At 58.4% G+C, this 20249-nt stretch carries 17 protein-coding genes and 2 pseudogenes; 9 read left to right on the top strand and 10 right to left on the bottom strand.

Going from position 1 to position 20249, the window contains the following annotated elements; all coding sequences use genetic code 11:
* Window positions 1-138 (bottom strand): annotated as a pseudogene (locus WCA85_RS31615) (MFS transporter); the annotation flags it as partial.
* Between the two features lie 922 nt (window positions 139-1060).
* Here WCA85_RS31615 and pal point away from each other — a divergent pair.
* Window positions 1061-1567: a peptidoglycan-associated lipoprotein Pal gene (gene pal / locus WCA85_RS31610; RefSeq protein ID WP_424069053.1), complete on the top strand. Its 507-nt coding sequence runs from the start codon at window positions 1061-1063 to the stop codon at window positions 1565-1567.
* A 42-nt stretch (window positions 1568-1609) separates the two neighbouring features.
* On the opposite strand, the gene WCA85_RS31605 is transcribed toward pal, so the two are convergent.
* Both WCA85_RS31605 and WCA85_RS31600 read right to left on the bottom strand, forming a co-directional pair.
* Window positions 1610-2989 (bottom strand): chloride channel protein, encoded by a 1380-nt coding sequence (locus WCA85_RS31605; RefSeq protein ID WP_424069051.1) that lies wholly within the window; start codon window positions 2987-2989, stop codon window positions 1610-1612.
* Window positions 2990-3095: 106 nt separating this feature from the next.
* Window positions 3096-3518, bottom strand: a complete 423-nt coding sequence (locus tag WCA85_RS31600; RefSeq protein ID WP_424069049.1) for a MarR family winged helix-turn-helix transcriptional regulator — start codon at window positions 3516-3518, stop codon at window positions 3096-3098.
* A gap of 801 nt (window positions 3519-4319) precedes the next feature.
* On the opposite strand from WCA85_RS31600, the gene WCA85_RS31595 reads away from it, so the two are divergent.
* A complete protein-coding gene (locus WCA85_RS31595) occupies window positions 4320-6335 on the top strand; it encodes a VTT domain-containing protein (RefSeq protein WP_424069047.1) in 2016 nt (671 codons plus the stop codon).
* Between the two features lie 202 nt (window positions 6336-6537).
* Here WCA85_RS31595 and WCA85_RS31590 read toward each other — a convergent pair whose 3' ends face one another.
* Window positions 6538-7377, bottom strand: coding sequence for a peptidoglycan DD-metalloendopeptidase family protein (locus tag WCA85_RS31590; RefSeq protein WP_424069045.1), 840 nt, complete (start codon window positions 7375-7377; stop codon window positions 6538-6540).
* 144 nt (window positions 7378-7521) lie between these two features.
* Window positions 7522-7838, bottom strand: a pseudogene (locus tag WCA85_RS31585) (OmpA family protein); the annotation flags it as partial.
* Window positions 7839-9566: 1728 nt separating this feature from the next.
* Between WCA85_RS31585 and WCA85_RS31580 the strand changes: the two are divergent.
* A complete protein-coding gene (locus WCA85_RS31580; RefSeq protein ID WP_424069043.1) occupies window positions 9567-10208 on the top strand; it encodes a hypothetical protein in 642 nt (213 codons plus the stop codon).
* A 120-nt stretch (window positions 10209-10328) separates the two neighbouring features.
* Here WCA85_RS31580 and WCA85_RS31575 read toward each other — a convergent pair whose 3' ends face one another.
* Complete coding sequence (locus tag WCA85_RS31575) at window positions 10329-10667, bottom strand: HdeA/HdeB family chaperone (protein WP_424069041.1); 339 nt, start codon at window positions 10665-10667, stop codon at window positions 10329-10331.
* Between the two features lie 313 nt (window positions 10668-10980).
* On the opposite strand from WCA85_RS31575, the gene WCA85_RS31570 reads away from it, so the two are divergent.
* Entirely contained in the window at window positions 10981-11256 is a 276-nt protein-coding gene (locus WCA85_RS31570; RefSeq protein ID WP_424069039.1) for a hypothetical protein, read from the top strand.
* A gap of 104 nt (window positions 11257-11360) precedes the next feature.
* Here WCA85_RS31570 and WCA85_RS31565 read toward each other — a convergent pair whose 3' ends face one another.
* The 3 genes from WCA85_RS31565 to WCA85_RS31555 form a co-directional block, all read right to left on the bottom strand.
* Entirely contained in the window at window positions 11361-11615 is a 255-nt protein-coding gene (locus tag WCA85_RS31565; protein ID WP_424069037.1) for a hypothetical protein, read from the bottom strand.
* A gap of 83 nt (window positions 11616-11698) precedes the next feature.
* Window positions 11699-13513 carry a chloride channel protein gene (locus WCA85_RS31560; RefSeq protein ID WP_424069035.1) on the bottom strand — a complete coding sequence of 605 codons (1815 nt, stop codon included), beginning with the start codon at window positions 13511-13513 and terminating at the stop codon, window positions 11699-11701.
* A 225-nt stretch (window positions 13514-13738) separates the two neighbouring features.
* Window positions 13739-15340, bottom strand: a complete 1602-nt coding sequence (locus WCA85_RS31555) for an APC family permease (RefSeq protein WP_424069033.1) — start codon at window positions 15338-15340, stop codon at window positions 13739-13741.
* A 498-nt stretch (window positions 15341-15838) separates the two neighbouring features.
* On the opposite strand from WCA85_RS31555, the gene WCA85_RS31550 reads away from it, so the two are divergent.
* Window positions 15839-16270 (top strand): carboxypeptidase regulatory-like domain-containing protein, encoded by a 432-nt coding sequence (locus WCA85_RS31550; RefSeq protein ID WP_424069031.1) that lies wholly within the window; start codon window positions 15839-15841, stop codon window positions 16268-16270.
* A gap of 117 nt (window positions 16271-16387) precedes the next feature.
* On the top strand, window positions 16388-16660 hold the full coding sequence (locus tag WCA85_RS31545; RefSeq protein ID WP_424069029.1) for a hypothetical protein: 273 nt from the start codon (window positions 16388-16390) through the stop codon (window positions 16658-16660).
* Window positions 16661-16749: 89 nt separating this feature from the next.
* Here the strand turns inward: WCA85_RS31545 and WCA85_RS31540 are convergent, their stop codons facing one another.
* Window positions 16750-17175, bottom strand: coding sequence for a MarR family winged helix-turn-helix transcriptional regulator (locus WCA85_RS31540; protein ID WP_424069028.1), 426 nt, complete (start codon window positions 17173-17175; stop codon window positions 16750-16752).
* Window positions 17176-17556: 381 nt separating this feature from the next.
* On the opposite strand from WCA85_RS31540, the gene WCA85_RS31535 reads away from it, so the two are divergent.
* The 3 genes from WCA85_RS31535 (at window position 17557) to WCA85_RS31525 (ending at window position 20229) form a co-directional block, all read left to right on the top strand.
* A complete protein-coding gene (locus tag WCA85_RS31535) occupies window positions 17557-17772 on the top strand; it encodes a hypothetical protein (protein WP_424069026.1) in 216 nt (71 codons plus the stop codon).
* Window positions 17773-17914: 142 nt separating this feature from the next.
* Window positions 17915-18535, top strand: coding sequence for a ubiquinol-cytochrome c reductase iron-sulfur subunit (gene petA, locus WCA85_RS31530; RefSeq protein ID WP_424069024.1), 621 nt, complete (start codon window positions 17915-17917; stop codon window positions 18533-18535).
* Window positions 18536-18972: 437 nt separating this feature from the next.
* A complete protein-coding gene (locus tag WCA85_RS31525; protein ID WP_424069022.1) occupies window positions 18973-20229 on the top strand; it encodes an ABC transporter substrate-binding protein in 1257 nt (418 codons plus the stop codon).
* The last annotated feature ends 20 nt before the right edge of the window (window positions 20230-20249 follow it).

The raw sequence follows: 20249 nt of genomic DNA, 5'->3' as shown, positions 1-20249 counted from the left end.
CGTTTTCGCGTAGATCGAAAACACCGGCATGATCATGAACAGACCGAGCATGCGCAGCGCGAAGATGGCAGCGAGCGACACGGTCGCGCGCATTTCAGGCGCGCTCATGCGTGAAGAAGTTGCGGACAGATTGGACATCGAGGGCAATTTTAGAATTAGTCGGCGGCCAGCGCCCGGCACGCCGCGCTGGATAAGCATAGGCAAGTCTTTCGTCACCGGCTCCTCGGCAGGTCAGGATGTCGGCCGCGCCGACGCGCACATCCCGACTTCCCTACTTCTCCTGCGGGACCTCACACGAAACGGTTGCGCCGGTGATCCACCCGTCGCCCCGGTCACGCTTATTCCGCTCTACGCAAAACGTCCAAAAGGAAGGCCCGGCGACAGAGCCGGGCCTAAAAAGGCCGTCCCAGCTTAAGCGCCGGACCGACTGGACGTAACGGATAAACCCTACTGGCACATGCTATGGGCGGTTTGACTCCCATACAATCACCTTGCTTCAGGCGACGCTCCTCTCGTGACCTCTGGCGTCATCCCGCAGCGCATCGATAACCCCCTAAGCTATGCGATCATTCTTAAAGGAAGCTTAATTTTCAGGGGCGAAGGCAATACTAACTTCACTTGACTGTCGCTCACCACGGAATACAGCGTCGGCCGTGAAATTCCAGCACACTGTGCTATACCTATGGCATATGATGCTACAACGTCGACGGCCTGATTTGCGTTGACAGGATTCAACGGATAAGACAAATGGCGGGTTAGAGCACCAGTCCGCGAGCGGACTGCGTGAGAAGATCCGCCAGACTGCAAGTGGGCGCAACACCCCCTACCCCACCTAAGCGGACATCGCATATTGCGCGTCGCGCAAGGGAACACAAGTCGAACGCATTAATGCTTTAGCACGCCAAACCCGGGAACGATCGAATATTGACGCAAACCCATATCATGGCGCCCACTCGCAGGGAGTCGTGCGTTATCAGGATGCTCTGGTCGGCTGGGTTGCGAACCCGCCCTTAGGACCAGCAGCGTCTCCACGCGAGTATTCATCAGATCCAGGAGATCTATGATGATGGAAGCAAGACTTTGCATTGCAACGTTGCTGGTTACAGTGTTCGCTGGATGTCATTCCGGGACAAAGCTGAATCAGGCAGCGGGCACCAATATGGGCAGCACAGCCGGTGCGCAGACGACGAACGTCTCGCCAGCGCAGGTCGATGAACTCAACAATCCCAACGGGCCACTTGCGAAGCGCAGTATCTACTTCGACTTCGACAGTTATACCGTCAAGAGTAGCGATCAGCCTCTCCTTCAGGCTCACGCCCAATATCTCCGAAGCCACCCCGAGCGGCACGTGCTGATCCAGGGCAACACCGACGAACGGGGAACGACGGAATACAACCTTGCGCTCGGCGAACGACGCTCGGAAGCGGTGCTCCATGAGCTCGAGACGCTGGGTGTGCCCGATTCGCAGCTGGAGGCCGTCAGCCTGGGCAAGGAAAAGCCCCTTGCGATGGGCCATGACGAAGCATCATGGGCGCAGAATCGGCGCGCCGATCTGGTGTACCGCTAACGAGGAGAGCCGGTTTCTTGAGTTGTGCGCTGCTAGCGGGGGTCAGAACTTTCCGGGCAGCCTACCGGACGTGCTATCCGCGGCTGGGGTGGATGGCTCGGCATCCGGCGTCACATGTCGCCCGCTGTAGCGCTCGGACAACGCCTCGTAGAGCGCAGGCGCGAACAGTTTCGACACCTGACTGGCTATCAACGCTGTGGCCATCAGCGAGATAACCAGCGCATGCCCATTAATCATCTCGATCACGATCACGAAAGCGGTGATCGGACTTTGCGTAACCGCAGCCAGATAGCCCACCATGCCAAGGGCGATCAGCATCGGCAACTGCATCTGTCCGAACACCATGTGCAATGCGTTGCCGATTCCGGCGCCAATCGCAAGCGACGGCGCAAACAGGCCACCCGGCGCGCCTGGCAGATACGACCCAACCATCGATACCATTTTGAGCAAGGGGTATGCAGCGCTCAGCTGCGCGCGTCCTTCCAGCATCGCACGCGCTTCGGCATAGCCACTACCGAACGTATGTCCACCCGACGCCACGCCAATCAATGCAATGATCAGACCGCACCCGGCACCGAATGCAACCGGTCGCTTACCGCGCCAGACGACCACCGACGCTGGCAACCAGCGGCTGGTGTTGAGCAGCAGCCAGCAGAAGACGCCCCCGGCAATGCCCGAGACGACGCCAATCAGTACCACCGCCACTGCGAGCAGATCTGGGAAGCGGCTACCGACGTCGATCGTTCCGAAATACGTATAGTTGCCCTGCAATCCCAGCGAAACCACGCCCGCGAAAATGATGGCGGTAATCAGCACGCCGCTTGTCCGCTGCTCGAAGCTGCGGGTCAATTCTTCGATCGCGAACACGACACCGGCGAGTGGTGCATTGAACGCCGCCGACAGACCCGCCGCCGCGCCGGCGAGGGCCAGTCGGCGTTCCAGTTCAAGGCCCCGGATGGACCGGAATCGCCGGGGGTAGAAGCGTCGCAAGTTGAACATGAGCGCCGCGCCCACGTGGATGGTCGGCCCCTCGCGGCCGATCGTGAATCCCCCGAGTATCGAGAGGAACGACACCACGATCTTGCCGACGAGAATCCTGATGCTCAGCAGGCGGGGCGCAAGCTCGCCGTTGTCATGGAGCGTAGCGATGACCTGAGGGATGCCGCTGCCCTCTGAACCGGGAAAGTAGCGCCGGGTGAGCCAGACGCCCAGTGCGCCAATGGCCGGCGTGACGGGAAGCGGCAGCCACCAGAATCGCATCTCATAACGCAGGAAGGTGTCATAGCCGAAGTCGATCAGCTTCGCGTAGAAGACAGCGACGAGGCCCGTCACGATGGCGCCCAGCCAGAACACGCCATAATGCAACCACAGCCGCCGAGCATGCTGTAGCGCACGTTTATCGATAAATGCCGGTATGCGCATTCCGCCGCCGCAAATAGCGCAGTATAAGCGATCTGGCACACTGTGACATACGTATGTCAAGGCAGACGCGATGCACCGGCCATCACAGCGATGTAAGGAGAAACGCTTACTGCTGGCCTGCGCGACCGAAAGCCCAGCCGAATGAATCCATCTCCGACTTGTGGAGCCCCGCCAGCTTCAGCAGACAACGCTCCCCCTTCGCAGTGAGGTGTACCTGGACCTGACGACGATCGACAAGGCCAGGTTTGCGAATCACGAGACCACCGGCTTCGCAGCGTGTGACCAGTGCGGCCGTTCCGTTTGGAGCAGCCTGCAGGCGCTCGGCGAGTTCGCCAACCGTTGCCCATTGGCGCCCCTCGAATCCTCTCACATGGAGCAGTAGCTGGTATTGCAACGGCGTTACGCCTTCTGCATGCGTGATTTCCTCCGAGAACCGGAGAAATTTTCGAAGCTGGTAACGGAATTCGGACATCGCCTCCAGATCCTGCTTGCCCGGTATCTTGACCGTAGCACCTTTGCGGGAGCTCATCCCACCTCCTGAAAATCCGACAACAGTTGAAAATATGTCACCTTGTGCCTAAACTCTCGAGTGACATGCACGCATCCGGTTACGGTGTGTGAGGGACCTCCTGGCCGCACGGATACAGCGATCGGGTAGCGCCCGCTGCCGTAGTACGCTGTCGGCAATTACAGGATTCTAAAGCGTCTGGGTTCGAGGAGACTGGTGCGACGCGGCGCTTCAATCAGTAGCAGCACCAGAATAGTCGACGGCTGCGGGATGATCGTTTCGGCACCGGCGGCCCTACGAAACCGCTGCGCTCATCGCCTGCTCTTGCGCAACGCGAGACCTCATTTCCTGACGGATCAGCCAACGGAAGGCGCGCCTCCGTTCCGCGGCCCCGTCTGCACGGTACCAGCGGCCGAGCGCATGGATGACAGGTTCCGGATTCGATCCGATCATCTTATCGACGGCGAGCCAGAGAATTTTCCCGCCTGATGCAAACCACAGCCGCATATCGCCTGGGATCTGCCCGTCAGGGTGCCGCATGCCGTGCAGACACGTCAAGATCCCCGCAACCGCAGAATCAGGCCCGTCCATTCGTAGTCCGATGACACATCGATCGGGATCCGGGCTTGCAGGATGCTATAAAAGCACGCAATTTCCGTAGAGTATGCCTGCTGCCAACAAGGTTATCAGATCTGGCTCCTGATTGTAGGCGGTGAGAGTCGCGCCCGCCTCGGAGAGCGCCCAGGCACGACAGCATCATTGCCGAACCCGGCCAACGAGGCGGCACGCGCAATGGATAGTCCATGAACGTCGGAGATGTTGATGGAGCGCGCGTATTTCCACTTGCTGCACCTGCTTGCCGGGCACCCCATCGGGTCGCTCGTGCTGATTTTCCTCGCAGCATTCCTGGAGGCAATCGTCGTTATCGGCACCGTCATCCCGGGTAGTACAGCCATTTTCGTGGCCGGTGCTCTCGTGGGAACAGGCGCCCTGAATCTTGACTGGGTCCTCGTCTGCACGATTGCCGGCGCGGTGGCCGGCGACGGAATCAGTTATTGGCTTGGCAACCATTACCAGGCCAGAATCGCCCATGTATGGCCTTTCAGGACTCACGCACGGCTGCTCGATGGAGGCAGAGCATTTTTCGCTAAACATGGCGCGAAGAGCGTCGTGTTCGCCCGATTCATTGGCCCGGTCCGCGCAGTTGTCCCGGTGGTTGCAGGAATGGCTGGAATGGCGCCAGTCCGTTTTTATGTGATGAACATCCTCTCGGCAATGCTCTGGGCTCCCGCCTATATCCTGCTCGGCATTGTGTTCGGCGCGTCGGTTCAAGTGGCCAGCGCGGTTTCATTCCGCCTGGTTATCACGATCGGGCTTCTGGCCGGAATCATGTGGCTGAGCTTTCGCGCCGCCCGCTTTTTCATTGGACACATCGACACCTGGAGAACCGCGACGCGTTCCAGTCTGGTGACCTGGGCCACCTGTCACGGAGGACGGCTGGGACGCCTTATCCTGCGCGCGTTGGATCCCGCTCACCCGGCGACCGGGGTGATGACGGCGATATCACTTTTCGTGCTTCTCTCCGCATGGGCCTTTTTCAGGGTTCTCGATCACGCCATTCACGGTAGTACGCGAATGGGGATTGACGTGTCCGTCTATCACTTCCTTCAATCACTGCGTACGCCATGGGGCGATGTCGCCCTCTCGAGCGTGGCAACGCTAGGCAGCATCACCACGCTGGCAGTGCTGAGCGTAACCGTCGCGGGGTGGATGGTGTGGGAACACCGCTGGCGCACGCTGGCCTACTGGCTGACCGTCATTGCGTTTTCACAGCTATTGATATTCGCAATCCATCTGGCCATACACCGAGCGCCGCCGGGTGCGGCGCCACCCGAGGCACATGTGTTTCCGAGCACTCACGTCGCAGGTGCGGTCGTCGTCTATGGTTTTCTCGCGTTTTTGCTCGCGCGCCGCGTCGGTTCTCCAGGGGCTGTTTTCGTAGTGGCTACGAGCAGTGTCGTCGTGCTCTTCGTTGCATTGGCCGGGCTTTACTTCGGCCAATTCTGGTTTTCGGATGCGGTCGGCGGCGCGGCGCTCGGGGCCGTGTGGGTCTCTCTCGTCGCTCTGACAGCCGTGTGGCGGCATCCCACAGTCCCGCCATCGCGCAAACTCATGCCGGCCGTTGTGCTAGGCGTAATATTCGCGAGCGTCTCGGTACAGTTACGCCTCGCGCCTCCAGCAGGGGCGTCAGACAGCACGCGCCCCCAACCGCTCATACTGACGACGGAATCACAATGGATCAACTCCCTATGGAAGAGCGTACCGTGCTATCGCTCGGACCTGACAGGCGACAGGGCAGAGCCTCTAGCCCTTCAATGGTCTGCGACCGCGGACGATCTGCGGAATCGGCTTCGAAAAAGTATGTGGGTTGAAGGTACCGAAGTGTCTGCGCGCAGCATTCTTTCACTCGCTTCACCCCAGATTTCGGCAATGGCACTGCCTGTGATGCCGCAATTGAACGATGGTGTGCCGTCGCCACTTGTTTTTGCACGTCCAGGCAGGAAGGACGATGAACGGGATGTACTGCGATTCTGGCCAAGTGGGTACGCTGTCAAAGATGAAGGCGACACCAAACTCACGCCCATTTGGGTCGGCTCCCTTGAACACGAGAGCCTGTATCGCCAGCCTTGGCCAATCAACATGCTACGCGTCGTCAACACAGCGCTGCCGAAACTGGCTACGGGCGAAGAGTGGCCCGCAAGGGGCGGGGCAACCGTACTTGCAAGTGTAGATTGTCGTGGCACACCTGTATTGCTCCTCAGGTCGCAATCCCATTGACCTTTTGCCTCAAATCACCGACTAGAGCTATAGCGACACGACCCAGATAACCTTCCGCGATACCCAGCACGATTGGTAGAAAGCGTTCGATCCCAACCGGCTTATACATCATTCTCGCTCGCCTTCGCGCACCGGAACGTGGCCAATCAGGCGATCAGATCTGACGCGCGACGTGCACCTCTCCTTCGAAACGGGCGCGCGGCTATTGCGGCGGCAGGTACTTCAATGGGTCGACTGGCGTGCCGTCGCGTCGAAGCTCAAAATGCAGCATCACGCGGTCGGAGTCGGTATTACCCATTTCTGCAATTTTCTGTCCCTTCGTGACGGTATCCCCTTCCCTTACTATCAAGGCACGGTTGTGCGCATACGCCATCAGGAAGGTTGCATCGTGTTTGACGATCAGCAGATTGCCGTAACCGCGCAGCCCATTGCCGGCATACACCACCCGCCCTCCCGCAGCAGCCCTTACCGGATCGCCTGGCGCCCCGCCTATGTCGATACCCTTGTTGTTCGCATCATCGAAGCCGCTCAGCACCGGTCCGTGCACTGGCCACGCGAGCGTGATGCCGCTCGGGCCCGCGGCGTCCCCCTCGCTCGTGCCCGTCTGCAGCGGAGCCTGTGGCGCGCCGTCAATGGAACTGGGGGCGGTGCTGCGCACACCACTGCCAATGATCGGCGCGGTTGAGACGCCAGCCGCCGACGCGGTGCCGTTCTCCTCTGGACGCACTACGCGTAACAATTGGTTCACCTCGATCTGGTTCGGATTGGCCAGATTGTTCCAGATCGCAAGATCGTGGTCGCTTTGCCCGTTTTCGATGGCAATGTGGGACAGGGTATCGCCAGGCTTAACGCGGTAGTAACCCGCCGGAGGAGGGGCAAGCGAGACCGCCATTTGGGCAGCGGTGCCGGCATGCGTATTGGAGAGGTCGGCGATCGGTGCCGGGTCGAGCCGCGTCGCACACGCCACCAACAAGGTAAGCGCGGCAAAGCACGCGCTACGGAGTGCCACGCTCACGCCGGTATTCAGAAGATTTTCTTGCATCGCTATCACCCGGCTAACCCGTTTCAAATGATTGCCGCCCCGATCAGCGCCTCCAGCCATTGACAGCTGGAGTGGTTGTCGAAACGCAACTCTTCAGACCATCTGTTCTGGCGATGGGAATTCTCTGCTTACCTGACGGGTCGGTTACCGCGGGTGGACAAGGTCAGCTCCGCGGCTCTGGGTCCACGAGACCTCGTCATAGCCCAGCTCAGCAGGCTTATCTTCGTCGAGGCTCACCGCTTCGATCTGCGAGCCGCGCGCGCCAGGAAGGGCGAGCTCATGACAAACTGTTTCGGCCCGCTATTTCACCCAGCGCGAGGTTGTGCTGACTTGTGCCACGCCCGTCGGTATTGCCCTGGATCAGCACGTGGCGTCGCGGATGGATGCTCAGGTATCGCGCGTGGGTCCGCAGCAGGCTGACCGTTTTTCTTAACGGAATAGCTGGCGCAGTCGAATACAACCTCATCTCCCATGCTGTCACCCCGCGCAGGTGTGGATCGAAATTTAGCCACCATTGCTTAAGCGAAACATAAGTCGATCGCCTGCGCTCTACTCTTTCAAATTGCCCTCAATGGAGGACGAAACGGACTAACTCGATGCAATGCGACTGCGACGAGAACAGTTGAATCCTTATTTAAGTCCGGTCAATCCCGCGCACGAGCATCACACTTCGTACACTGGCTTCCAGTCATGGAGGCAGTTTTGTGCCTGCTTGTCCCGTCCGTGCGTCAGGCGCAAAGATCATCAGCATGTGCCATCGTTCCGTCGCCTGCGCTATCTCGAGGCGTTGAGTCCCAAGGCGCTGATCGCAAAACTACCGGCGCCGAATGAAGTTCTTGTGATCCTGAATCCAGGGTCATCGCATTGAGTCGGTTCATCCGTCGCCAGGATCGTTGCGACTTCCGGGCTTCGTCTACCCTGCCAGCCTGGTTCACCCGTTTTTCTGGTTGCGGGCGAATGCGTCGCTGTAGCGCATCGTGAGACCGCTCTCACTTCTACTGAAGCACTATCGCTGCTGAATTGTACTGGCTCATCCGTTCTCTGGTCCGGTGCCGCGACAGATGCGCCGCTACTGACAGTCGTGATGATCAGAACTGACTTCAACAGGCCCTTCCAGAATGATCTTGCGTCTGACGTTCGGGTCATGTCTCAGCCGTTCCGCGAGTAACGATATACCGGCGCTAGCGCCAGGCCATCAAGAGAATAACCGATTCCGGAAGCTACAAAATACGATTTTTTCACTTGAGACCCAATGTCAGGTCGCGCGGTTAGCGATGCCTGCCTTGCGGCTGGAACAATGGCTCTTTCGAAATACGTATAGGGGCCGAAGAACATCGGAGCGCCGACGAAGCGCCACGCAAGTACTCCCGCCTCCATAGCGCGCGAGTGCCGCGGCGTCCGCGTTTACCGCAAGCCGATCCTCATGCACCAGCGCGCGCTTGAGTGCCATTCTTCGTATCAGACAGATCAAAGCGGATCGATATCAAAGACCGCGACATTGGTGACGCGCCCACATCGCTCGCACGCGACTAATGCGATCCACCAGGCATCGGCGCCTTTCGAACAAGACATGCATTGCTCTACTAGTAGCGCCCGGACGGTGCCGGACGCCTTCGAATTCGCCCGATACGCTGCGAGCGGGTGCTGTTTATGCCGAAGGCGAGCCAGAGGGAATCACCCCGGTGGCCGATGTCACTTAAGCTGGCCGACGAAGCCGGCTTGCAGCAGAACCGATGAAAGCATGCAGTTTCTCGCACCAGCCGGTGCATACATTGCAGGCCGCGGCAGAGGGTTATCGATGCTTTCGTGAAAGCGACGTAGGTGGTGACGATGGGTGAGTGGCGTCATGGTATGTGAGTTGCGCGGGAATTAAGCTCTGTTTAAGGAACGGCGACTACGGTTGGTGTCTTGCCACGGGTGGCAGGTCCGTTTGGCGAAAACCGAATTCGTAATGTGTTAAACACAGGGTTGTGTCCAGCCGTTCGCCAGGTGAATGGTTTTGGGGTGAATCCGGACTTTGTGTTGGGTTCCTTTATGTACGGGACCCAGGCGCTGAAACGATAATCAGGCCCAACGGATGACTCGATAGCGATTAACCGCCCCAAAAGTATGGGCGGACGCCGTACAGTCGCCGTTGTTTAGACGCTTACCGATTCCCGAAACGTTCCTCGTGAAGTATGCACTCACGCATGCCCAGTCCCGTTCCCAAGCATCGCGTTCTCTCTGCGGCCAGGATCGTTTGCCAGATCTTTCTTGTCGCCGCGCTCATTGCGGTTGTTGCCGTTCTGGCTGCGATCTGGGCCGGTGACGCGCGCAGCCTGCCGTCAGTCAATCCGTCCGTATCGGTGGCCGAAGTGATGTCGAAGATTGCCGGATCAGAGTCGGCCAATGACCAGTTGTCGTTTCCCGATTCCGGCGTCCGTGTGCCCAACGCGGATGGATACGCGATTCCGCAGGCACTCGACGCCGTGCTGAAGGACGACGATGCCAGTCAGCCGGTGCTCGACCGCTGGTTGGGAAATATCGCGCCGGAGGGGCGGCAGCAGTTCCTGAACGAATTGTCGACTGTGGTCTCAGCTGCCAGGCAGCATGCTGCCGCATGGGAGTGGGACGACCGCCGGCGCTACGTCGCTGCGGCGATGAGCGAGTACGCGCATATGAAAATTGACCGTGTGATGCGTGCGGAGAGCGAGCGTGAGACTGCGGCGGAGCGGGATGCCCAGTACCGGACGTCTCTAGGCGAATTGCTGGCCATCATCGTGGTTCTGACGATGATGCTGGCTTTGTTCGCCATCGAACGGAACACGCGGCCAGCGAACGCTTGCCGCTGACACATCATGGTCAACCCCGAGTTAGATATCTCTTTCAGCTCGTTCAATGGCGACTTTGTATCGCCGAAACGTTGCCGTCTGCCTCTTGCTGCGATACACCCCTTACAGCGCCGAAGTGCTTTAGCCGTGATCGCCGTCGTGGGCCAGAACCTTCAACTGGCCCGACTTCGTGAGCTGACGGACCTTGTTCATAAATGAGGTCTTCGGGCTCTTCCGACATTCGTCAACGACCAACCCCACAGGATTCGTAGCGTCAATCACCAGCTCATCGGTTGCTTTTACGTCGACCTTGTTGACGCCGGCAGCCCAGTAAAGCAGCGCCGGTTTGTAATTGTCCGCCAACGCCAGAAAGTCCTCGCAATTCATCTTTGCCGGCCGCACCGTTGCCGCCGCGTTCGCAAACCCGACTTGCGATAAACCGAGGGCTATCAAGACCGCGCCAATCATGACCTTTTTCATGGCAAACCTCCTCGAAAGGATACAACTACAACTAACCAACGATATACATGGTTTGAATCTAAGCGGCCTTCCTTAAGCGAAACTTAACTGATTTGATTGTGGTTGATCGACGTTCACATCGGTAAAACGAAAGGTTCAGATTGTCCTCGTGTTCCGCGACTGGACTCTCGATGGAATCTGATCGTGAACCCGCGCGGGCAAACTGGTGACGAAGCGACAGGTCACAGGTAACGAACTGGCTCAGTGCCCCCCCGGCAATTCGCGCCAGCTCGGACGACGAGGATCGTGGGCCATCTGGCTGCCCGGAGACGTGATGAGAACGCCCACTCCAATCGAAGATTCCATCCTCATTGGCATCGTGCGTTGGTGCGGCGTAGCCCTAATGGTTACCGCGTTCACCGTCATTGTTGTCGACATGACGGTGATTTACCTGAACGTCAATGCCGCCGAAGCAATGTCCGATAACGGTGAAGCATCGCTGAACGGACTGTTCCGACCGTCCGGATCGACGCCGCTCAACGGCATGGTCGTCGGTGAATCGGAATCGACCTTAAGGCAGTACTCGATGATCTCGGGACGCTTGTCGTAACCGACCCGCAACTGGAAGTAGTTTTTTTAAAAAAACACAGCTCAACCTTTCCTTGCGCGTGCCTGATTGCCGACGCAATCGAGGCACTCCTGCCCGGGTTCGTTTCAAAGGCCGATGTAGTAGGTTTGCACATCCATGTCTTCAGACCATATCTGTACGTCGAGCATTTCCTCGAATTCGACAGGGACGTCGCGGTACATGCAGCAGAACCCCTGCGCTGTGCGATAAACAATCACCCAGTCGAGCGGGGGCGCTTCCGTCCTTGCTCGCTGCTCACTCAAGATGCCCTTCAGTACGTCTAGGTGCAACGCCTTGCTGATGCTCTTGCGTGCAGCGTTCAGTTCAACTGTGAGTTTCACGTGTACCTCCTTTGCAGCAATACCCCTGCCACCTCGCCACCGCCTGGCGTCACGACTACTCCCTCGCTGCGGCGGGAAACGCTCTAGCCGGGGAATATCCTGATGCTGCTTGCCACCGCATCCGCAATATGCTCTTTCGCGATCACGCCGAGCACGCGAGCCGGTCCGTGACCCTCGTGCCGCCCCACCACGACCGCCATCATCGCGTGTTGCTTCCAGAGCCTTGTGATAACGCCAAATGCAACCTCGTTCTCGTGCACGACGATGAAATTGCGCTGTGCAAGCGCACCAAGGGTAATGTCCGAGTCGCCCTGGCTGACCGCACGCCGCAGCCCTGTATTGATGCGCAACACGCCATAAATCTCGTGCTCGCGCGTGACCACGACGTGCCTGAAGGCTGGGCCTTCCGAGCGAACGAGGATAGCGCGAAAGGGTACCTCGGCGTCGAGCACAAACACGTCAGTTTCCATTACCTGAGCCGCGTTTTGCACAAGAAACATGTTGGCATGCAGTGCGTTCGGAATCGGATGACCGCGCCGCACGAGCTTGAGCGTATAGATGCTTTCCGGTGAAAGTAAACGTCGCGCGCCGAGACTGAATGCCACGGCAAGAATCATCGGCAGCACGATGTCATAGTCGCGCGTCATTTCGAAGATCATCGCCACAGCGGTCATCGCCGCGCCCGTGCCACCACCGACCATTGCCCCCATGCCGACCATTGCAAAGGCTGGCGCACTAACCGGCGCCCCGGGTATCACCACCGCTACGACAGATGCAAAGGCCGCACCAAGCGTGGCACCGATAAACAGAGATGGAGAAAACACGCCCCCCGAAGAACCCGAGCCGAGACTGACTGAAGTCGCAAGGGTCTTGCACAGCGCCAGCATCAGCAAAAATGCCCCGCCTTGTAGCTGGCCATAGAGGGTAGCCTGAATCGTCGCATACCCAACACCTTCGACATAATAATGGCCCGCAAAGCGGAACAGCAGATACATCGTCACCCCGACTATCAGCATCCCGAATGCGTGTCGCAGATAACGCCCGGGTATCAGGTCGAAGGCGTCCTCGGCCCAATGCAGCGTACGAATCAGCAAGGCTGCCGCTGCGCCTGTCACCGTGCCCAGCACCGCGTAGAGAACCAGCGTCAAAGCGCTACCCGGTTGATTCGGGATCGCGCCGAGCTCCGCGGGCACGAAGAACGCCGGCGCGGCGCCAAAGAACAGCCGCCCCAGAAATGTCGCCGTGCCGGTCGCAATCGCCACCGGCAAAAAGGTGTTGACACTGATTTCCGGCATCATCAGTTCAGTCGCGAACAGCACCCCGCCAATCGGGGTGTTGAAGGTCGCCGCAATTCCGGCCCCCGCGCCAGCGGCCACCAGCGTGATGCGCTGGCCGGCAGTCATCTGGACGATCTGTCCGAGCGTCGAGCCGAGCGCCGAACCGATCTGGATAATCGGCCCCTCGCGCCCCACTGCCGCCCCGGAACCAATCGCCAGCGCGGACGCAATCGACTTCACAACTGCCACCACCGGTCGAATCACACCGCGTTTGTAATAGATCGCATCCATCACCTCCGGCACCCCGTGCCCCTTGGCTTCCGGCGCAAAGGTGCTGACGATCCATGTGACAACCAGGCCGCCTATGACAGGTACCAGAATCACAAGCGCACCCCACGGCGCTGTGGCCGTGAATCGGCTCGCGTCATACGCGAAAGACAGTTGGCCGAGAAAGAACGCGTTGTGCACAAGCCCGATCAACGCCCTGAACACAACCGCCCCCAACCCCGTGACGATGCCCACGATAAACGCGAGGAAGCAGAGCCAGCGTAACTTGACCGGTTCGGTGGAATCGTCGTCCGGGTGGGTGACCGCACGCGGTTGCAGGGGAGCAACTTTCACGTGGCGCGATTCGCTATTTGTTGTCTGATCAGGCCGATCGGGGTTGCCCGGCATTGTGTGACGTCCTCAGAGGACTACAGGTTCGATTCGCTGGCTAATCCTTCCCGCTTCACAACTGCATGCGCGAAAGGCGGCACCGACGCGCGTGCGACTTGCCACCCCCTGGAGCTCGATGCTTTTCTGCCGCTTGCGTCGGGGCATCTTCCGGCTGGTCCGCTCCATCACCTAGCTCGTACGGTCCATCCTTGCCATCATTGCCGTGGTTTCATCCGGGCCAAGCGCGCAGCGCATGGCCAAAGCCATTACGATCACGCTCCACACCGAGACCGCCAGAATGTCCCAGCCAAAACCGATCACGCCGCGTCCGCCGCCTATGCCGCCAAGCCACGACAAGAGCCAGATTCCGCCGAACCAGGGCAACAACCACGAAATGTTCCTCCAGCCGAACTGGCCGGCCGGCTTTCGCATAACCACATGGTAGTACATGGCGTAGAGTGCGAATCCGATCGCGACCAGTGAAAAGAGGAAGGTGTTGGTCTTGAACCCGGTCCAGTAGATCACAAGGTTGCTGCAGATGAATGCGAGCGGCGCGATCACGGACGCCCCAGCCATGCGGAACGGCCGCCTGAGTTCGGGCAGATTGCGGCGCAGCACGATTAGTGCAATTGGGCCCAATCCGTAGGTCAGCACAGTAACTGACGTAATGTAGCTCACCATTTGCTGCCATGCGGGAAAGGGCAGGAGGAAAATTGCACCAACGACCCACATCACGAGTACCGCCAACCATGGCACCTTGTTGCGGTTCAGTCTTGTAAGCCAGCGCGGCCCCGCATCCATTTCGCCGGCCGCAAACAGAACGCGCGAGCCACCGGTGACATACATCAGCCCAGTACCGCCTGGAGAGATGTACGCGTCGATGTAAAGCAATGTCGCCATCCAGCCGAGCCCCAAGGTAGCCGCCAAGCCAGCAAACGGTCCCATTTCGCCCTTGAAGCTCAGATTAGCCCAGCCATGTGCCAGGTCGGCCGGCGAGAGCGCCCAGATAAACGCAACCTGAAGCATGATGTAGATCGCTGCCGCAAGTACCACCGATCCGATCACAGCGAGCGGGATGTTGCGGTGCGGATTCGCCGTTTCTCCGCCGAGGTCAATGGCTGTCCGAAAGCCAAGATAACTGAAAACGATGCCCGCTGCCGGGAGGGCCGTGAACATCCCTGAGAGCTTGTAGGTATCCGGTGCCGCGCGCATCACGCCCCAATGTGTGCTTGCCATCATCAGCCCAAAGATGGTGAGCACGGGCACGAGAATCTTCCACCAGGTAATGGTCGAGTTAACGTTGAGCAGCCACCTGACCACCATCAGGTTCAGTAGCGCGGTCACCCCGAGAAGCGCTGCACAAACCACAAAGCCAGTCGTGGTCAGCAGCCCCTCGCTCCCGGGACGAATGAAATACGGCAGATAATTGTTCGCATAGGTAACGATCGCTTCAGTCTCTACCGCAGGCACGGGTACATAAGCCAGAAAGAGCAGCCAGCACCAGATGCGGCCGAGCCCTTCGCCATGACTCGCGTGACTCATGTGCACCAGCGCGCCACTGCGCGGAAAAAGCGCAGCCAGTTCGGCAAAGCACAGCGCGATCAACATGATGATGACCGCGCCAAGCACCCAGCTTCCAATGCTTAGCGGGCCAGCGATTTTCGATGCGTGGTAGGCGCCGAACAGCCAGCCGGAACCGATCATGCTGGTGGTGCTGGCGAACAGAAGTCCTACGATGCCGGCGTCACGCCGCAGTTTGCCTGACAGCGTCAGGCTTGAGGTATTGCTCATATTGACCTCCCCGGTGCGAGCTTCGCCAGCGAGTATTCTCATTTTTTGCGGCTGGCACTGTCGCGCTCTTCACGCAAACCGAGCGCACGAAGCAGCGCGACTCCATACGACATTGGACATAAATAGACAGAAGAAAATTCCTGAAAAAATCAAGGTAACGCATGATTTTCACCACATGATATGCAACCAGATCTGGGCCGGTTCGTCCTGCCATACATATGTCAGTACGCGGCTAGCTTACCTGGCGTTCAGTTATCCAGAATGATTTTTTACGACTGCTCCGCCTTAAGAGTCGTTTAAGTTTGGCGACCTAGCATCGAAACGTCGTCCTGTGAGAATCCATAGCTGGATGGCACTCGAACGCCGTGTTCGCGAGCGTGCGAATTCCGTGTTGTCTGGAGCGATGTAATGCAAGCTGTCAGGCCGATGCGACCGCCCCCCTCAAAGCAGGTATGTCCAGCTTGGAAGCCCAGTGGTTCCTGTTAAACGGAGGTCAACATGAATCAGATTTGCATTTCTAGACTGACTGCGGTAGCGCTCGTTGCGGTCTGTAGTTGCCAGTTTGCGTCGGCTGCGACCTCGACGCTCCCCCCACTCCACCATGCGGGCGACATTACGTACCTGTCCGGTGGAATCGGGAGCGACCAGTCCTCAGCGATCAAGGGGGTCATGCATAACTACCCCCTCGTTCTCGAATTCGTGGGCAGGACAAATTTCGGAAACGACTATCTCGCGGACGTACCGGTTCAGATATCGGATACGCATGGCAGGAATCTGCTCAACGTGCAGACGGGGGGCCCCTTTCTGTTGATGTCGCTGCCACACGGACAGTACACGGTGACAGCCATGTATAAGGGAATGGTTAAGCATCGGACCATGGACACCACCGCAGCAACGCACGCCCATGAAATATTCGAGTGGTCGATGTAGATGGCACAGCGGCTTCCCGCAGTGAATGTTTGCCATTTGCCTGTCGATCGATGAACCCACGGTCGCCGGCAGGCACCGGACGTTATGGAAAATCCACTTAAACGGGAGGGCTTGGCAATGGCTGATCGCGAACCCACGGCATCGAACGGAATACGAACCGGCCAAACGGCGGAATGGACGGACGCCGCACTCGAAGCGCGCGGGAGTGCTCCGTCTGCGCAACGCGAGCAAGGAGCGCCGCGCTACCTGGACTCGCCGAAGCTTGGAACCCGCAAGATGTTGTGGGTTATGGTTCTGACGCTACCGGTCACGATTGGCGTGCTCGCCATTTCAATCGGCTTTTTCGGCGCAATTCTTCAGATGTTCGCACGCGGCGCAACCTGGATCTAACCTCAATCAGATGAATGCAGTTCGAGCGCTCGCAGCGGTCCTGGTGGGACGTTCAACTGTCCTCGCGTCAACTGCACACGCCACCAACGTCATGAGCGATTTGTCGGCTCCTTGAAAGCCCAACCGAAAGACTGAACCTCAGACTTGTGCAGCGCCGCCAGTTTTGCAATACAGCGCTCTCCCTTCGCGAGCAGGTGGACCTCAACCTGACGGTGATCGTTTCCGCTAGGCTTTCGTGTTACCAGGCCAGCGGCTTCACAACGGGACACGAGGGCAACAGTGCCGTGCGGCGCCGCTTGCAAACGCTCCGCCAATTCGCCGACTGTTGCCCAGTCCCGACCGGGGAAACCCTTAACGTGCAACAGCAACATATATTGCAAGGGCGTGATCCCCTCGGCTTGCACGATCTTCTCGGAAAAATGAAGGAAGCGGCGCAACTGATAGCGAAATTCAGACAGTTCCTCCAGTTCCTTCTTCGTCAACGCGTCAGGCTCATGGCGTTGTCTGATGCCCATCACCGGTTCCCCTGTCATTGCGGCCAACATTGGAATTATGTCACTTCGTGACCTATCATATATCGTGGCAGACTACCCCGCTGAACTCTTTCTGAAGTGAAAGATTGGGTAGCGCAGCATGTGCAAAGGCAGGCGGTCTCTGTCGGCAACGACATTTAATACTTGACTCATAGGGGTCCGCCTCAACTTCGCGTACCGGCTCGGCGCTGTCCAGAGAGTTCGGTCACTCGTCAAGCATCCCTAATGACAACGCCAGACCGGATGTTCTGTTGCGGGAAATGAGGTATGAAACACTGTCTGCTTGGATCACTCACAGTTCTGCTGGCGTCACTTGCGAGCACCACCACTCATGCGCACCTCAGACCGTGCTTAGACGTCGCAATGGTTGACCCAGTGGACTTACGTCCACAGCACTCGACGAACAACACGACGGCCGGAATGTCTGATTTGTCGCGCATCGCCTACACCCCTGCGCGCTCGGCCGGCGAATCATCAATTTCACCAGCCCTGTTGAACAATGCGGGCGACCACGGCGTGCGGCGCGCCCATCTGCGCGGCGACAGTTTCGAATGGCAATGGCGCGAAAATTCGAAATGATCTGGCCGAATCGTCTGCACCGAGAGCAGTCGTGCCTTGTCGCAGCAGCCAAGTGATCTCGGCGACATTTCGAACATATCCAGAACGCGTTGACGAAATCGCGATCAAACGCATATTGGCGCTCGAATGCATGAGGTACGAGGTGAATGAAGACCCGCACGAAGACATCGACAGCAATCGCCGCAGATGGTTGATTGCCACGACGATTACTGGAGGTGTTGGAGGGGTTGCCACCCTTTTGCCGTTCATTGACTCTTTCGCTCCTTCAGCGAAGGCTAAAGCGGGCGGCGCGCCGGTTGCGGCGGATATCAGCAAATTGGAGCCTGGCAACATGATGACCATCGCGTGGCGCGGCGTGCCCGTCTTCCTGGTCAACCGTACGGAGAAAATGCTGGCAGACGTCGTAACCGCTGACCCGATGGTGGTCGATCCCACCACAAGGCATCCCTTTTCAATGCCACTGCCGGACTACTGCAAAAACGAATATCGGTCGCGTGCGGATCACAGGAACATTCTTGTCGTGGTAGGCGTCTGCACGCATCTTGGGTGCACACCTCGCCCCCGATTTCAGGAAGGCCCGCAGGCCAACCTGCCGGACAACTGGCCAGGCGGCTTCCTGTGTCCCTGTCACGGTTCTACGTATGATCTCGCCGGCCGCGTGTTCAAGGATAAACCCGCTCCACAAAATCTCGATGTGCCGCGTTACATGTTTTCGACTTCCACAAGCGTTCTAGTCGGGGAGGATGAGCACGGAGAAGCATGAAACAACGAGACACCCAGCCCACTCCTCTTTTCCGCTCGCCGCCCGCGGGTCGGACAACGAAGCCGCGTTTGCCGGGATCTGATCGCCGACGCTGCGCGGTTTCCGGACTAAATGACCCAATGGAGCAGTGCGCTCAAAAGCAGACGTGCATTGCTGCCTGCTCTCGTGAAAACCCCTAGCGGCGGGAGGCTTCAGACAGATTTATTTAGCCGGTTCATCACCTATATTGGTAGCAGCGTCAAGCCATGATGGCGTGAGTTGGCATTTTGCGATTCTTCATAAATATCGTTGTACTAAGGTAACGATGAGCCAAAAGTTGTGAAGCGATATGGTGTCTGCCCGTGGTGGATATCCTGTTCATGACTTGAGATCGAACCTCTCACAGAAGCGGTAAATCAGAAATGCCGGGGTTTACGACCACAGAATGGGGACACAAAATGACGGAGCGTGTATCTAACCAGAACCGGCAGCGCCGGATCGTTCTCAAGGCGGCGGCAGCGGCTGGCATCATGCAGGTGGCTGCACCCTTCATTATCAAGGCACGCGGCGAGGAGCCCATCAAGTTCGGACTCAACGACCCGCTCACTGGAACCTATGCAGAGCTTGGCAAGAATGAGCAAGTCGGTTGCGAGTACGCGTTGGAACAGATCAACGCCAAGGGTGGCATCCTCGGCCGCCCGGTGCAGCTTCTGGTTGAGGACTCAACGAGTGCCGACACCGGTACCGCCGTTCAGAAAGCGCGGAAGCTGATTGAACGCGACAAGGTAAATTTCCTGCTCGGAAACGTCAATTCGGCGATGGCGCTAGCAATCGGGCAAGTGTCGAACGAACTGAAAACGCTGCATATCGTTACCGGTGGACACACCGACGCCGTCACCGGTACCGACTGTCACTGGAATGTCTTTCGCGTCTGCAACACGACTCGCATGGAGACCAATTCCGTCTCCAGGGTGCTATTCGACAAGTACGGAAAGAAATGGTTTTTCATTACACCGGACTACGCGTTTGGTCACACCCTGCAGCAGGGATTTGAGGCCAGTCTCAAGAAATTCGGTGGTACCGAGGTTGGAGCTGCGTTGGCCCCGCTTGGGACCACTGATTATTCTTCATACCTTATCAAAGCCCAAGCTGCGAACCCCGACGTCATACTCTTTCTCACTGCGGGTGAGGATGCTGTCAACTCCCTCAAGCAGGCTGTTCAGTTCGGCCTCGACAAGCATTTCCATATCGCCGGCGCCCAGCAGGAACTCGAGGTACTCGAAGGCCTTCCACCCGAAGCCCGTATCGGAACATGGGTGTTCGAGTGGTATTGGAACCAGCCCAAGGTACCGCAGGTTGCAGAGTTCGTCGCAGGCATACGCAAAAAAGCTGGCCGCGTGCCTACTGCCCGTCACTGGTTCGGCTACGTCGCCATGTGGTCCATCGCACTTGTGGCCAATCAGGAGAAAACGCTCGATGCGGTCAAGCTGGCGAAGGCACTTGAGGGCTTCAAGTTACCGCCGGAGGTGGGTCTTATGCCGGACACGCCGTTCTATCGGGCGGGTGATCACCAACTGATGCCTGATCTTTTTGTCGGACATGCTGTCGAGCAAGGCCCGCAGCCAGATGATCTGTTCCACGTTGACGAGGTAGTGAAAGGCGTGGACGCAGCACCGCCGGTCGAAGAAACCGGTTGCCGCATCAAATGGTCCTAAGCTCGGTAATGTATGCCGGA

This window comes from Paraburkholderia sp. (genome assembly GCF_049581445.1).
Taxonomy (GTDB): domain Bacteria; phylum Pseudomonadota; class Gammaproteobacteria; order Burkholderiales; family Burkholderiaceae; genus Paraburkholderia.
Note: the sequence above shows the minus strand (reverse complement) of the source record. Positions and strands in the feature narration are given on the sequence as shown.